This is a genomic window from Brevibacillus sp. NPDC003359 (assembly GCF_042878995.1).
Classification (GTDB): domain Bacteria; phylum Bacillota; class Bacilli; order Brevibacillales; family Brevibacillaceae; genus Brevibacillus.
The window spans coordinates 563499-577731 of record NZ_JBIAOR010000001.1 but is presented as its reverse complement, the minus strand read 5'-3'; the positions used below and the strand labels follow the sequence as shown (position 1 = coordinate 577731).

The following is a 14233-nucleotide window of genomic DNA, read 5'->3' as shown; positions in this document are numbered from 1 at the left end:
GTTATTTTCCTGCTGCACGCATGACATCATAGACGGTTTCGCTGAAAATGCGTGTTGGAATATCGGTGAGCTTCATCCGATCCACTGGTTTGAAGTGAAAATGCTTGTACTCGGCATCTTTATTTGGAAAGAAAGCCAGTGCTTCCAGCTTCACATCCTCCATTCCTTCCCAATACGAAATACTCGCCCCACTGATTTTCAGCTCAGCCACCATTCCGTCATACAGTTTGTAAAACTCGTAATAATAACCGGCATCGAGCGGCGTTCCTTTGACCCAGCCGAATTTCTCCATCATTTTTGCAAATGCAGTAGGTGAGTACGATTCATCTGGCACGCGGAGCACTTCATTTGCTTTGCATTCTTCTTCTGTAGGCTGGAACGCTTCCCGGTTCAACTGCTCAAACGGTTGCGTAATCTCGTAATCATCCAGCTGCGTGCGCCAGCCGCTCAACAGCTCTTCGTCGAGCTCCAATGGATGAATCAAGCCAATGAGTTGCTCATCTGCCAACTCATACTCATCCTCGTCCACAGTGTTAAATGTTCCATCGTCCATATAGCGGAACGTATCTGTGAGCTTTCCGTCCTCATATACACCCCAGATGAGTCCGATTGCGAATTTTTGCATCAACACGTTCTCCACAAAGAGACGTTTCCATGCTGCCGTTGACCAATAACGCGATTTGGAAAGGGACTCTTCCAGACGAAGAGACTGTACCTTCACCATATTTTTCAGATCTTTTTTCAATTGAGCAAAAGTCAATCGCGCTTGTTCAGCCTTCTCCTGATCGTCTTTAGCGGACGGTGCAGGCAGATTTTTTACTGCCTTTCCTGTACTGTCGTTCGTGACTTCCAATTCCAGCTCGTTGCTGACCTTGACCGTGAAGGTGCGGTCGCCGTAGTCAAACACTTGCTTGCCGGACGCATCTAAGCCAAGCGTGGTGACCAGTCTGTCTTCCAGTTCCATCGCGGAAATGTTCTGATTCGCAGCCGCCATGGAGAGTGCCTCTTCTGCTGCTGTTTTGACCTGCCTGTTTTTGATCGTTCGCTTAATCTGGTCGATCAGACGCAGCGCAGTCAAATCATTCGAGAACGACAGGGCACGCACGCCTTCTGCAGCCAAAGCACCGCGGGAATGATCTGTCCATTCCTTAATCAACTGACCAATCGTATCGACTATGCGACGATCTCCGAAAGCGACGCAGAGCGGCATGACCCATTTTTCTTTGGCGACTGCCCCATTATCGAGCCATGTGCGCAAGACTTCAACTGTAAAGTCAGCAACAGATGCTGCTTGCAGAGACGGTTTCAAGTCAAGCACCAACGGGTTCGGTGCTGTCGGGAAATCGATCGAAGCGGTTAGCATGTATTCCATTACTTCTTGACCCAGCTCGTTGCCTTCTTGATCGCGAAGGACTGGCATGCGCTCCAGTGGCATCCATTTAATCCGTATGAGCTTGCGCTTGTCGGTCAGGTTGCCCAAATGGGTCAAACTCGCATCTGGCCCTTGCTCCTCGGCGTCGATAAATGTTTGCAGTAGTGTTTTAAACTTGCTGCTCTTTTCTGTTGTCAACAGCTCTTGGAAAATCTCCTTGTTATTGTCCAAGGAGCGAATCGCATCAAGCGCCATTTCCTTGACCTTTGCTTTTTTCTCAGTTTGATAGACGTGCAAATAAAGCTCCTTGTCTTTTGCCTGAAGAAACGCTGCGCCAGCGAGGCCGCTTACTTTCTTCGAGCCGTCAGACAATCCGAGCAGAATCGCTTGGTTGCGCAGTTCATCTGACAGCGTCTCTTTTGCCGCTAATAGGGTTTGCATCACAAACACGCGAAGCTCCGTATCCAGCTTTTCAAATTGCGCCAGACTCATTTTCGGATTCGCTACGACCAACGAACGATACACCTCTTCATTGACGTCGGCGTAATAATAGTGCATTTCCTTAATGGACAAAATCTGATAGAAAAGTGCGTGGATGTCTACAACTTCATCCTTTTGATAATGATCAATGATGGCGGTCAATCGATCCTGGAATGCATGAGCGAAGCACATATGGCCTACTCTTCGATTGGACTTGTCTTTGTACTGGCACATGAACGGAATCAGACGCGCAATAAACGGATGGTCCACAGGCAAGAAGCTCAAGAGAATCATCTGCTGTCTTACCAGTTGTACGTCTTCCAGATGAACATGCTCAAGTACATCCTCCAGCACATCTTTTTCATCCAAATAGTTCGCCAGCTTTGTCGAGCCCTTCGCACGTCGCAACGCGTCTTGAATTATCCCTTCCATAGTAGGCTGGAAATCAGAGAGATCCACGCCTTGTGCCGCCAACGTTTTGTGTAAAAATCCCTTGACCATCGGGATCGAAGCAAGTTCAAGCGCTCGTCTCGATTTGGTTACGTCCTCAAGCGCCAGCTGCTTGACCTGCTCCCAGAGCGTCGGCGGGGATAGCAAATGCTCACGTAGTCCCAGCAGTAGATCGTAAGGCTCATCCATGTGCACGAGCTCAAACAGTCTCTTGTCTTCGGACAGGATATCGAGCGGGAACATGTCAAAAAGGATTTGCAAGGTGCCTTGCAGCTCCCGATCAATCTCCTCTTCCTTCTTCAGAAATGCACTGATCCCGCCTTTGACGTGAATGCGGAAATACAGCAAGCTGATGACCAACTCCATATACCGCTTCAAATGCTTCTGGTTCAAAAGGGAACCTTCCTTGACCTGCTCTCCTGGATAATACTTTTCTCGAAGCGCTGCCTTTTTCTCTTTGACGTACGAAGGGTACAACGACTCGTTGGTCAGTAAATTGTTGCTCGAAAACTGCATGGTTACGACTTCTTTGGTAATGGTATGCAGCTCTTTTATATATTCGCGCGTATCACCTGTAACCAGGTAATAGTAGATCGGCATCAGCTTTTCTTTTGCTTCTTCCAATACGCTCGGAGAAATCGTGTACGCATACGAAATGAATAGCAAAAATTTGGCCCGCTCAAATGTCGAGGAGTAATCACGGCTGATGCTTACGCGATAATCCTCCGCAGCTTTTAACAAAAATTCGCCAAACAACGTAGGACCAAAATGCTCGGCTGTTTTTCTTATGGCCTCCAATGCTTTCTGATCTTTTGCCCGGGTGTCAGCCTCACCGATTTCCTTCATACTTTGCAGTTCGATCTGGTCCAGGAAGCATTCATCTATCACCTGTTTCTTATCGTAAAAACGATTGCTTGCCTTGTAGATCAGTACAGCTGCTCGATAGAAAGCCTGCTCTTCCCCGCGTTTTTTTAGCTTGTCAAATTCGGATCGAACCGAATAGTTGTAAAATCGCGGGTCCTCTGTGATTGCTGGGCATTCGTCTGTGTCACCTGCAACGTAATCAGCGATTTGATCGTACAAATGCTTGTTTCGATCACTTGCACTGATAAACTCCTCCACAAACTTCTTCGTAACCGGATTTAGGTCTGTTTTTCGTAAAACCATTCCTTACTCCTCCTTCTCTCTATTTGATAACCTTACCAATCCATTGCGCGAGCTCATCTGGCGTGATTGCTGCAACATTGGCTCCCATATCGCTCAAAACCCTTGCAGCATACTGATTGTACGTAGCGTTGCCATTGAAATCCAAAGCCGTCAGCACTAAAAACTTGCAGCCCGCGTCAATAATTTCCTTGCTCTGGCGATACATTTCCTTGATCGGATAGCCTTCCTCTAAATCACTGACGAGGATAAATATCGTCTTCGATGGATTTTCGAGCAGTGTTCTTCCATATTTGAGCGCCTGAGCAATATGAGTCCCCCCACCAAGCTGCACACTCATCAGCACATCGACCGGATCATCCAGTCTATTGCTCAAATCAACAACTTTCGTATCAAAAATAACCAAATGCGTCTTCAACGCAGCGAGTTTGTAAAAAATACTTGCCATAACGGAGCTGTAAATAACAGAGTCCATCATACTGCCGCTCTCGTCCACGACAATAACGATGTTCCATTTGTTGTGATGCTGGATATTGCTGTGGAAATACAGCTCATCAATGATAAACCGGCTTTTTTTGCGGTCGTAGTTTTTCAAATTTTTGCGAATCGTTTTATGCACATCCAAATTTTTCATCGACTTCGTATAGCCGCGTTTGTGGCGATTGCGTTTGCCGACGATGCTGGTCTGCACTTCATTTTCAAGCTGACGCCGTAGATCGTCTACCACCTTGCGTACAATTTCCTTTGCACTTTTCACGACCTCTCCTTTCATCCTGCCTTTAAATTGGAGGATGTTTTTCAAGAGGTTCATGTTGGGCTCCATGCTTTCCAACACTTTTTTGTCTGTCAACAGCTCTGTCATGTTATAGCGATCCAGGGCTTGCCGTTCAAGGATTTCCACTGTTTTTTTGGGAAACAGCTTGCGGATTTTGTTCAGCCAGACAGGAACCGTCAATGCGGAATCTCCTCGCCCGCCTTCTTTTCGATATCCTTGCTCTTCTCCGTATTCACGGTTGTATAAAAATTCAAGTATCGAGTCTAGTTCCTGATAGGAAAACTCGGATGATTGATAGACCCCGCTGCCTTCCAAAGATTCCTCAGCATGAGATCCCAATAACAACCGCCAGCGGTTCAAGGCTTCGCGGCTCAAATCAGGTTCCATTTGGCAAACTCCTCCTTGATCGCTTGATCGAGCATGCGGGCATCACGCAAGGTGCGCTCATCGATGACTTCATTCGTGACTTGTTCCACCGTTGTTTGGAAGAGAGCTGCCACTTTTTCCGAGAGCATACTAATTTCCATTGGACTAAAATATGTAAACGCCAATCGCAGTTCAGGCACTACCTGCAAAAAATCGTCGTAGGTCAAGGCTGTAATCATTTGATGCAGATCGCGCAGGATTTCTTCATGATGAAAGAGGTAATCACGAGCCACGATAAAAACGCCATGTAAATAAGCGGCCGTATGCAGCATTTGCTCAGGTGAGCCAAACATATACGCACGTGCGCGTCTGGATATTTCTGCGCGCTCGATCACTTCGAGATTGCACAAGATCGCGACCACGACTCCCTCCAGTTTTGCGGGGAGTTTGTCGTTACGCAGTAATTCCAGCAGTTGGTCACTAAAGACTTCTCGGGAAACATCCGCCTGTCTTTTCTCACTTAGCATGTACAGGAATTTGAGCTGATCGGCCATTTCGTCCAGTTCGTTGGGGTTCGGATTGCCCTGCTCGACGATTTTGGTAACAGCCTGGTAATATACTTCTTCTACCAAATTCTCCAATCGTTCTGTCGCACTCAGACCGAACAAACGCTTTTGCTCCAAAAGAATAGTGAGCGTCTTCAGCGTTTTGCAAAGAGAGAGAAAATGTCCATCTTGTCGAACGGACTCTTCTACAGATACAAAGAGCCGTTCTGCCAGCTCTTCCAATCCCATGACGACTGCCATCAAGAGCCATTTTGCCAGCTCATGGCTTTGGTGCTGCGGCAGATCTTTTACTAGATCTGCAAGCTTTTGCGCGGCCGCTTCTTTCACCGTCCCACCGTAAACCGAGCTCTCGATCAGACGGGCTTCGACGAAGGAGGAGTAGCTGTAGCGCCATGTTTCTCGGACGAGATTGACGTTTCGGTTGGTCATCCAGTCCGGTCCTGCTTCTTTGGTGCAAAACTCTGTACCCAAAAACTGCATGCAGTGAAAAAACTGGCTGGCTTCGCGATGCGACTTCTTGGCATACAGCTCTAGCACCTTCTGATTGCGCCCTGTCGTTGTGATCGCGAGCTTAAGCGATTTACATCTGTCTTTGCAATCGCGAACGATGGGTACATCCAGTGAATTAGGGGCAACCTCACCGATTCCGTCTCCTGTCAACAGTTCTCGCAATTTCTCGATCGGCTGTGACGTTGCTATTGAGCGCTCGCCTTTTGTAAATGCAGAGAGTACGGAATCGATCAACTCATAGGCACCGCCCTCGGCCTTTTCCCGCATGACGGCCAATCCGCTCATGAGACTGTACGCTTCAATCGCATCCGCAGTCGACGTCGTTTCTCCCTTGTCACGCAGTTTTTTGAGCAGTTGCGGGAGGTACATCAAGGCGCTTTTCGTGAAGGGAGCAGGCTCCTTCTTCTCCAGTGCCTTCCATACACTCTCGTAGTAGTGAACGTAGGGCATCCCGCTTGCGTAACCATTCAGATGATCAGCTTCCTGGTACGTGTACACCATTGGGTATATTTTTTCTTCCTGCACCTTTTGTATCTTGTAGGAAGTCTTGCGTTCCTCGAGAAGTCCGTATGTATGAAATCCGCCGGTAACCACGAGAATTCTCGCATGTTTTTGTTTTGCCTCTGCAATTTTTTGACGCATGTGTGCCTCGCGAATCAAATCTCCTTCCGCTTCCAAAGTAGCGTCGTCATAGCATTTTCGAGACAAATAGCAGTAGGCAAAAACATCCTTGACGAATTCCTGCGTCTTTTTGCGGATACCATCAATCTCAAAAACCTTTTCCCATAGCTCATCGAAGTTCCGGCATTTCATCGTCTGGCACAATCGCTGAATAAACTGCGAGCCTGCCAACATGCGCTCATCGTGATAGGACAGCTTTTCATTCTTCTTTTTCAAATCATGACCGTCTTCCAAGCTTTCCAGGCGACTTCCGTAGCTTAGATCAATAAAAGCTGCTAGAATCTGCCGTCGTTTTGCTTCGACCAAGGCCACATATTCCGGTGAATACAGAAGAAACGGAAAGTAACAGACGTATTTTTGCTCCCCCGAGGCGTACGCGTAATAAATGCTCACAGGAGGCTTCGTCCGTTCATCCGTCAAGATCGGAATGATATGGTTGCTATGGTCCGGGCCTTCAATCAGAATGATTTCTGGTTGATACTCTTCGATCGTTTTTTTCAAATGGTACGCGCAGGCAGGACTATGATGACGAACCGGGAAATAGACGACCTGTTTGCTGAGGTTGTAGACCTCTTCTTCGACGAATGATTTTATGAAGCGGTCTTGACCGTTTATTTGATCCATTTCTTCTCGCTGTAATACGTTCCCCATAGACCCTCTTCCTTTGCCCGTTCTTTGACCACTTTGGTAAAGTAGGTTTTCAGGATATTTGCGTCCTTTTGGTTTTCCTTGACGACCGCTCCCAGCATGTTCTGTACCAATCGATCCATAGAAATCGGCCTGCCATCATAATAATGGGACGTCATTGCACTTTGGACATAGACAGATACGGCTTCGGCTGTACTCATCACGGATTGAGGTGAATCGATTTTGAATCCTTCCTTGGTCTCTCCCGTGCGCAGTTCCATGAAGGTCGTCGCCAATATCTCAACCACATCACGATCGATTTCGATATGGACGCCACTTTGCTCCAGAATCACTTTTGCTTGGGATTCGATAATTTGTGCTTCCATTTTCACATGATTAATCGGCGCAATCGTCTCGAAGTTAAAACGGCGTTTGAGAGCGCTACTCATTTCATTGACGCCTTTGTCCCGCAAGTTCGCTGTTGCAATGATATTAAAACCGGGCTTCGCAAACAGGACGCCGTCTGACAGCTCGGGAATGTTCATCACCTTGTCGCTCAAAATACTAATCAACACGTCTTGAACTTCAAACGGACAACGGGTAATCTCTTCAAACCGGGTAATGATCCCTTTGCTCATTCCCGTGTATAACGGCGAAGGAACCAGCGCTTGCAGCGAAGGACCTTTGTCCAGCAGCATCGCGTAGTTCCAGGAGTATTTGATCATATCCTCTGTCGTTCCAGCGGTGCCTTGGATTGTATTCATGCTTGTACCGGAGATGGCCGCTGACAGCAGCTCAGACAGCATCGTCTTTGCCGTTCCAGGTTCACCGACGAGCATCAAGCCGCGATTGCCTGCCAACGTGACGATCGCACGCTCGATAAGCACATCATCGCCGTAAAATTTCTTCGTAATCTGTATACTTTCGCCCTCATATGAGAGTGGTTCATCCGTTCCTAAAATAAAATCGCGCACAGCTCTTGGTGACATCAGCCAATTGGGAGGTTTTGCCCCTGTATCATGGGATCGCAGCGCATTCAGCTGTTTTGCATATAACACTTCCATTGGCGGCTTCATTGTTTCCATCCAAATGCCCACTCCATTTCTAGTTGTTCTTTTTAAAAAGTTTATTACAAAAAATGAAAACATATGTTTGTCAGGAAAAGAAGGGTATTTGTACCCAATATCAGGAAGAATATGTGAAAAGATGTGAAATGAGTACTACATACAAAAAAGCGCCCTGGGTCCCCAAGACGCTTTTCTCGCTTTTTTTGAAGAGTTTTTTTACAACAACGTCCGCAAGTTCCAAAGCTCCGGGAAAAAACGGTGATCGAGCGCTTTGCGTAAGTACATAACGCCTGATGACCCTCCTGTTCCCTGCTTTTGGCCTATGATGCGTTCGACTGTAGTCATATGGTTGAAACGCCATTGTTGTTGCTGGCTGGCGATATCCACCAGCTTTTCTGCCAGCTCGTACAGATCCCAATACTGGTTCACATTTCGATACACGGTCAGCCAGGCTTGCTCTACACTCTGATTGGGCTGATAAGGCTGTGTCCAATCGCGATTCAAACATTCCGGATCAATCGGCAAGCCACGAGCAGCCATCTCCCTGATCGCCGCATCGTAAATGCTTGGCTGCTGTAAGGCCGCACTCATTTGGGCGTGAAGCTCTGGTTGATGTGCATACACCGCTAGGACATGCTGGTTCTTATATCCTAGCTTAAATTCGATTAATCTGTTTTGATAGGATTGAAATCCGGATGAATGACCCAGCTTGTCACGGAACTGGAGGTAATCGGATGGCGTCAATGTAGAAAGGACATCCCACGATTTAATCAATTGCTGCTGGATACGCGAGACTCGCGCGAACATTTTGAAAGCAGGCTCTAGATCGTGGTTGCAGATGCACTCATTTGCTGCTGACAGTTCGTGCAAAATTTGTTTCATCCATAGCTCACTCACCTGATGAATGATAATAAACAGCATTTCATCATGATGGGTGGATTGACGGTGTTGACTCGACAAGATTTGATCGAGCTGTAAATAATCGCCGTACGTCATTTCTTTTTGGAAATCAGTATGAATCTGCGTCTCCAATGTGGTGTCGTTCGGTTGATTACTTCCTTGTTCATGTGGTTTCATCGCGGCATGACCTCCTTTCCCATCTAATTCCTTTCCACCCCTCGTTCCTCCTGCTGAATTTCGTTCCTTATCACCCGATATTATTTCGCTGCCTCTAAATATTTCAAATCGATCAAGCCATCGATTTTATTGCTCGAAATATAGCCGGCTTCCTGGCTAATATCGGCCATTTCCTGAATGACTTTTTCATTGACCGCGGTCGTTACTTCCAAACGAGAAAAGGCTGCCTGCACTTCTTTTTTGCTCAGCTCTTTGCCAGTCAGATCTTTCAAATGCTTGATGATCAGGTCTTGGCTTTCTTCGGGATTGTCCTGAATGAATTTGACAGCCTTTTTATGAGCTTGCAGGTAGGCCGTTGCCAATCCTTCTCTTTTCAGAAATTCATCACTGGCTGCTACCACGGTATTGGTTGAATCTTTTCCCCAAGCGAATTGATCCCAGTCCAGAAGCAATTTTCCTTCTGCCTGATTTTCCAGTACATATCCCCACGGCTCCTGCGTTGCTGCACCGTCAATGGATTTTTGCACGAATAATGCTGCCGTATCTGCTGGAGCCGCAGCATACAGTTCCACATCTCCACCGTTTGTCGTCGGTTTGAGACCAACCTCATTCAGTGCTTTTCTAAGCATGACATCCTGTGTGCTGCCGATAACCGGAATTGCGATTTTTTTGCCTTTTAAATCTTTTAGTTCAGTGATATTGGTTGAACCATTCATGACGAGCACAGCTCCACCATTAACCGCACCTGAAATCAAACGATACCCGGGATGCTTGACATAAAAGTTCAATAGCGGTCCAGGCCCGACTGTCCCTACATCAATTGCTTTGGTAGCCATTGCTTCCATAAACAACCCGCCATTGGCGACCGTCTTTGTTTCAATCTTCATATCAGCACCGAAGGCTTCCTTAAAATATCCTTTCTCCAGCGCGATGATCGTTGCACTATGGGTCAGATTTGGGAAATATCCGATCCTTACTTCCTTCTCAGAGGATGCTGCTCCGCCAGTAGAGCACCCACTCGCAATCCCCATCAATAATAGGGACGCGACAACGGTACTGAACACTTTTTTTAGCATGTGACGACACACTCCTTAGCCATTTTTCTTTTATGAATGGACTCCCCACTTCATCTGAACGTTGCGTTCGATGCGTGAAAAGACAACATTATCGACAATGGTACCGATGATCGCAATAATGATCATGACTGATATCACCAAATCCATTTGTCCAAGTGAACGTCCCATCTCGAGCAATTGCCCAAGACCACCGCCACCCCCGAGCAATTCACCAGCCATGAGTGCCCGCCAGGAAAATGCCCAAGCGATTCGAAGCCCAGAGATGATCTGCGGTACAGATGCAGGAAGAATCACCGTTCGTACAAAGTGAAAGCCAGACGAACCGTAAGTCTTGGCTACCCGCTGATATAACGGCGGGACATTTTTGAAACCGCTGGTCGCGTTTACCGTCATCGTCCAGGTCGCACCGATCGTCACGATGAACAGAATGGAGAAGTCGTTTAAGCCAAACCAGATAATCGCAAGCGGGAACCAGACAATGCTCGGGATAGATTGAAGCGCAGTCACCACAAAGCCAAGCGTTTCTTCTACGAGTTTGTACCTCCAAATGAAGTAACCCAGTATCAGTCCAACGATAATGGCAATGACAAAGCCCAAAAGGATCCGTCCCATACTCTTTCCAATCGCAGCGGTAATTTGCCCGCTTATCAATCCATTTACGAGTGTTTCGAAAACCTGGGTCAAGCTGGGAAACATGAACGATGGCAGCCCAGATAATCTAGATGTGACTTCCCATATCGCCGCTATCATAGCGATGAAGATGACCCGTCTTAAAGCTGTAGTCATTGCCCATTTCCTCCTTCAGCACCTTTTCTATCTCTTCTTGCAGGATCGACAGCACCTTTTGCTCCGTGTTTAATGTCACACTATCCGGCATGACTCCATCGCGCATGGCAGGAACCGTAATGATCTCCTTGATTTTTCCGGGGCGTGTAGCAAAAACGACGATCCTCTCCGCAAGCTGAACGGCCTCCCGGATATTATGGGTGACGAAAAATATCGTGACTTTGGTCGTCCGCCAAATCTCAAGCAGCTCCTTATGAAGGACCATCCGCGTCTGTTCATCCAATGCCGAAAACGGTTCATCCATCAGCAAAATGTCGGGTTCCATAACAAGTGCCCGAGCTATGGCTACGCGCTGCTTCATCCCGCCTGAGAGCTGATGGGGATAAGAATGAACATACTTGCTTAAATGGACCATTTTGAGCACTTCCAGCGCCTTTTCATTGGCTTTCTCTGTAGACATTTTTTTCAGTTTCAGCCCATATGTAACATTCTCCAAAACCGTCAGCCATGGAAATAATCCCGCTTCTTGAAAAACGACGACTCTGTCGGGACCGGGCTTATTCACTTTGTTTCCAGCAACGTGTATGTCACCGCTGTCGGGCCGATCCAATCCGGCTATTAAGTAAAGCAACGTCGATTTACCACAGCCAGAGGGGCCGACAATGGAAACGAAGCTGCCCTTCTCCACTTCGAGGTTTATATCATCCAGCACTTTTACTTTTTGTTTCTGCTCATTCACAAAGTGTTTCATAACATTATCAATAGTCAGATACATGGCTGCACCTCATTTTATTCCAACTTTGTCGATGGGGATTATGAATAAATAATGATTAATCCTATCGTTTTTGTCAACTATAATAAAATGAAAAAGAGAAGGCGGCGGGCACCTTCTCCTATTCAATGCGGAGGTAACATATTATGTGCTTTTTCCCTACAGCTTCGTCGGATCAAATCTTCTCTCATCCAAATAAGCTCGCGCATGCCCCCAGAAATACTTACTTGGCTGCATGTATTTTTCCAGCCCAGCCCGCTCAATCGTGCGATTCGCCTCTTCATTTGCTTCTTTGAGGATTTGCTTTTCATCCACAGTCAAAACACGGCGCTCGTCCATAATCAGCCCACCATCGACAATGACATGGTTCACATCTCCACCGACTGACTGATAGACGACACGATGGACATGCATATTCTCCGGATTCAAGTGGGCCTGGTGCATGTTTACAGTAATGACGTCCGCTTTTTTACCAGCCTCAAGCGACCCCAACTCGTCATCCCAGCCGACACAGCGCGCCGCATCAATCGTTACCATTTCCAGCAGCTTGCCCGGCGGGAGGTAATAATAATCACGCAGCGCCGCTTGTTGCAACAACTGCATTCTGCGCATTGCCTGGAACATGTCAAAAGGAGTCATCGGCGAGGTGCCGTCTGTCGTGATCGCAACGGTCGCTCCCATCTCCAGCAATTCCGTTATCGGGGTGCGTGCATTGATTTGACCAAAACCAGGAGAAGCACTCACATTCGTTCCAGTTTCGGCTAAAATTTTCGCCTCGTCAAAAGAAATTCCCCGACAATGCTGCAAATGTACGTCTGGACCGAGCAGCGCGTACTCCTTGTCCTGTATCGCGAGGTGAATCATGCCTCCAAAAGCATCGGAATGGATACGAGTGTCGTACTTTTTCGCAATCTCCCTGATTTTCCGCGCTTGGTAACGGTCGAAATCTGTTAAGCCAAACAATTGGTCAGCAGGTGTCGGATAGGATGGATTGACAGAGGTCACGATGACAAATGGCGTTATGTAGGCTCTGGTTTTATCATTATTCGCGTGATTCAGCGCTTCGATCACTGCTTCTGCTCCAGCGAGAACCTGCTCATAGGTGACTTCCTTCGTTACTTTTTGTCCATCGACCCAGCGGCTGAAGGGATGCGGCCACGGTGGATTACATGGACCTGTCGCTACGATTTCGCGAACACCGACCTCGTTGTACGCTTTAGCGTGATTCAAGGCAAAGATCGGATCATCCGAGCGCGGCATCGAGCCCAAGACGCTAACACCTGTCGTAATCCCTGCTTTAAGCCGCTCCAGTGCCGACAGCTTTCCCTCGTAGTACCAGAAATCGTCTGTCACGTAGTGCTTATAAGTGTTGGTCATGATTGGCATCCAGTCGTTGATATTGTCCGTCGCAATCGTTTTGAACAACGAGTGTCCGCCATGACCATGTGCGTCAATGAAGCCTGGCAGTATACAATGATGCGCGCAGTCGACTACCTTTTGCGCGGGATACTTGTCTTTTAGAAGTGGAGTGTCGCCCACCTCCAAAATTCTTCCTTTATTGATGGCGACTGCCCCGTCTTGTAATACCCGACGGTCTTTGTCCATCGTAATGACTACGCCGTTTACGAGTAACAAATCGATCAAGATGTATCTCCCCCAACCTCAAGAATAAGGGCGGTACCCATCACCTACTCCCCTTCCCTACACCTTACCGCAATTTCGATACCTTGTATTTGCAAGAAAATTACAACTTTTTATAATATGTTTACCTGTTGGTTCCAAATGGAAAAACCACCTTTCCTTAAAGGAAAGATGGTCTGAAGGTTTTAGGCGTCCGCTTTTCGTTTGCGGAGGAAAAAAATGAGAAAGGCTATCCCCGCAAATGCGAGTACAACATAAACGACATTGGAATATAGATCGAAATAGTACAGAATGTCTTCCCACGATTCCCCCAATAAATGACCAGCCATCACCAGGACGATGTTCCAAATAAGCGTACCGAGTGTTGTAAACAGCAAAAACAGCGGGAAATTCATTTTGGTCATACCAGCAGGAACGGAAATCAGGCTTCTGATTAATGGGATCATGCGGCAAAAAAAGATCGTCCAGTACCCGTATCGGTCGAACCATTCATTCGCTTTATGGATATCTGCCGTTTTAATGCGCAGAATATGCCCCCATCTCTCTACGATCTTCTCTATTTTTTTGACGTCTAGGTAATAACCGATTCCATAAAGCATGATTGCCCCGATCACGGAACCGATTGTAGCGGACAAGATTACGCCAAAAACCGTTAACGATGATTGCGTCGTCATAAATCCACCGAAGGTCAAGATCACCTCAGAAGGTATCGGTGGAAAGATGTTTTCCAGTGCCATCATGAGTAAGATACCGAAGTAACTATATTGTTCAATAATTTGGGTCATCCAGTTCTGCATGCTATCCCTCACAATTATTTACCAAT

The 14233-nt window shown here is 47.1% G+C and carries 10 protein-coding genes; all 10 read right to left on the bottom strand.

The window, feature by feature from the left end; genetic code table 11:
* Position 1: 1 nt before the first annotated feature.
* Positions 2–3469 (bottom strand): DUF4132 domain-containing protein, encoded by a 3468-nt coding sequence (locus tag ACFYU8_RS02720; RefSeq protein ID WP_390296053.1) that lies wholly within the window; start codon positions 3467–3469, stop codon positions 2–4.
* A 19-nt stretch (positions 3470–3488) separates the two neighbouring features.
* Positions 3489–4628, bottom strand: coding sequence for a VWA domain-containing protein (locus ACFYU8_RS02715; RefSeq protein ID WP_390296055.1), 1140 nt, complete (start codon positions 4626–4628; stop codon positions 3489–3491).
* Positions 4613–7015 (bottom strand): DUF5682 family protein, encoded by a 2403-nt coding sequence (locus tag ACFYU8_RS02710; RefSeq protein WP_390296057.1) that lies wholly within the window; start codon positions 7013–7015, stop codon positions 4613–4615. The genes ACFYU8_RS02715 and ACFYU8_RS02710 overlap by 16 nt, the downstream gene beginning before the upstream one ends.
* Positions 6976–8076 (bottom strand): ATP-binding protein, encoded by a 1101-nt coding sequence (locus ACFYU8_RS02705; protein WP_390296059.1) that lies wholly within the window; start codon positions 8074–8076, stop codon positions 6976–6978. Before ACFYU8_RS02705 ends, ACFYU8_RS02710 begins: the two co-directional genes overlap by 40 nt.
* 198 nt (positions 8077–8274) lie before the next feature.
* Positions 8275–9135, bottom strand: a complete 861-nt coding sequence (gene kynA / locus ACFYU8_RS02700; protein ID WP_390296062.1) for a tryptophan 2,3-dioxygenase — start codon at positions 9133–9135, stop codon at positions 8275–8277.
* A gap of 80 nt (positions 9136–9215) precedes the next feature.
* Complete coding sequence (locus ACFYU8_RS02695) at positions 9216–10211, bottom strand: aliphatic sulfonate ABC transporter substrate-binding protein (RefSeq protein WP_390296065.1); 996 nt, start codon at positions 10209–10211, stop codon at positions 9216–9218.
* A 30-nt stretch (positions 10212–10241) separates the two neighbouring features.
* Positions 10242–10997 carry an ABC transporter permease gene (locus ACFYU8_RS02690; RefSeq protein ID WP_390296067.1) on the bottom strand — a complete coding sequence of 252 codons (756 nt, stop codon included), beginning with the start codon at positions 10995–10997 and terminating at the stop codon, positions 10242–10244.
* On the bottom strand, positions 10930–11772 hold the full coding sequence (locus ACFYU8_RS02685; RefSeq protein ID WP_390296069.1) for an ABC transporter ATP-binding protein: 843 nt from the start codon (positions 11770–11772) through the stop codon (positions 10930–10932). The genes ACFYU8_RS02690 and ACFYU8_RS02685 overlap by 68 nt, the downstream gene beginning before the upstream one ends.
* A gap of 156 nt (positions 11773–11928) precedes the next feature.
* The gene (locus ACFYU8_RS02680; protein ID WP_390296071.1) at positions 11929–13413 is read right to left on the bottom strand and encodes an amidohydrolase family protein; all 1485 of its coding nucleotides are present in this window, start codon (positions 13411–13413) and stop codon (positions 11929–11931) included.
* Between the two features lie 182 nt (positions 13414–13595).
* Positions 13596–14207, bottom strand: a complete 612-nt coding sequence (locus ACFYU8_RS02675) for a DedA family protein (RefSeq protein ID WP_144615785.1) — start codon at positions 14205–14207, stop codon at positions 13596–13598.
* Positions 14208–14233 lie beyond the last annotated feature (26 nt).

Excerpts from the sequence above, each read along its gene's own strand:
- kynA (WP_390296062.1), bottom strand. The coding sequence starts at position 9,135 with ATGAAACCACATGAACAAGGAAGTAATCAACCGAACGACACCACATTG.
- ACFYU8_RS02705 (WP_390296059.1), bottom strand. The coding sequence starts at position 8,076 with ATGGAAACAATGAAGCCGCCAATGGAAGTGTTATATGCAAAACAGCTG.
- ACFYU8_RS02675 (WP_144615785.1), bottom strand. The coding sequence starts at position 14,207 with ATGCAGAACTGGATGACCCAAATTATTGAACAATATAGTTACTTCGGT.
- ACFYU8_RS02690 (WP_390296067.1), bottom strand. The coding sequence starts at position 10,997 with ATGACTACAGCTTTAAGACGGGTCATCTTCATCGCTATGATAGCGGCG.
- ACFYU8_RS02710 (WP_390296057.1), bottom strand. The coding sequence starts at position 7,015 with ATGGGGAACGTATTACAGCGAGAAGAAATGGATCAAATAAACGGTCAA.
- ACFYU8_RS02685 (WP_390296069.1), bottom strand. The coding sequence starts at position 11,772 with ATGTATCTGACTATTGATAATGTTATGAAACACTTTGTGAATGAGCAG.
- ACFYU8_RS02695 (WP_390296065.1), bottom strand. The coding sequence starts at position 10,211 with ATGCTAAAAAAAGTGTTCAGTACCGTTGTCGCGTCCCTATTATTGATG.
- ACFYU8_RS02715 (WP_390296055.1), bottom strand. The coding sequence starts at position 4,628 with ATGGAACCTGATTTGAGCCGCGAAGCCTTGAACCGCTGGCGGTTGTTA.
- ACFYU8_RS02720 (WP_390296053.1), bottom strand. The coding sequence starts at position 3,469 with ATGGTTTTACGAAAAACAGACCTAAATCCGGTTACGAAGAAGTTTGTG.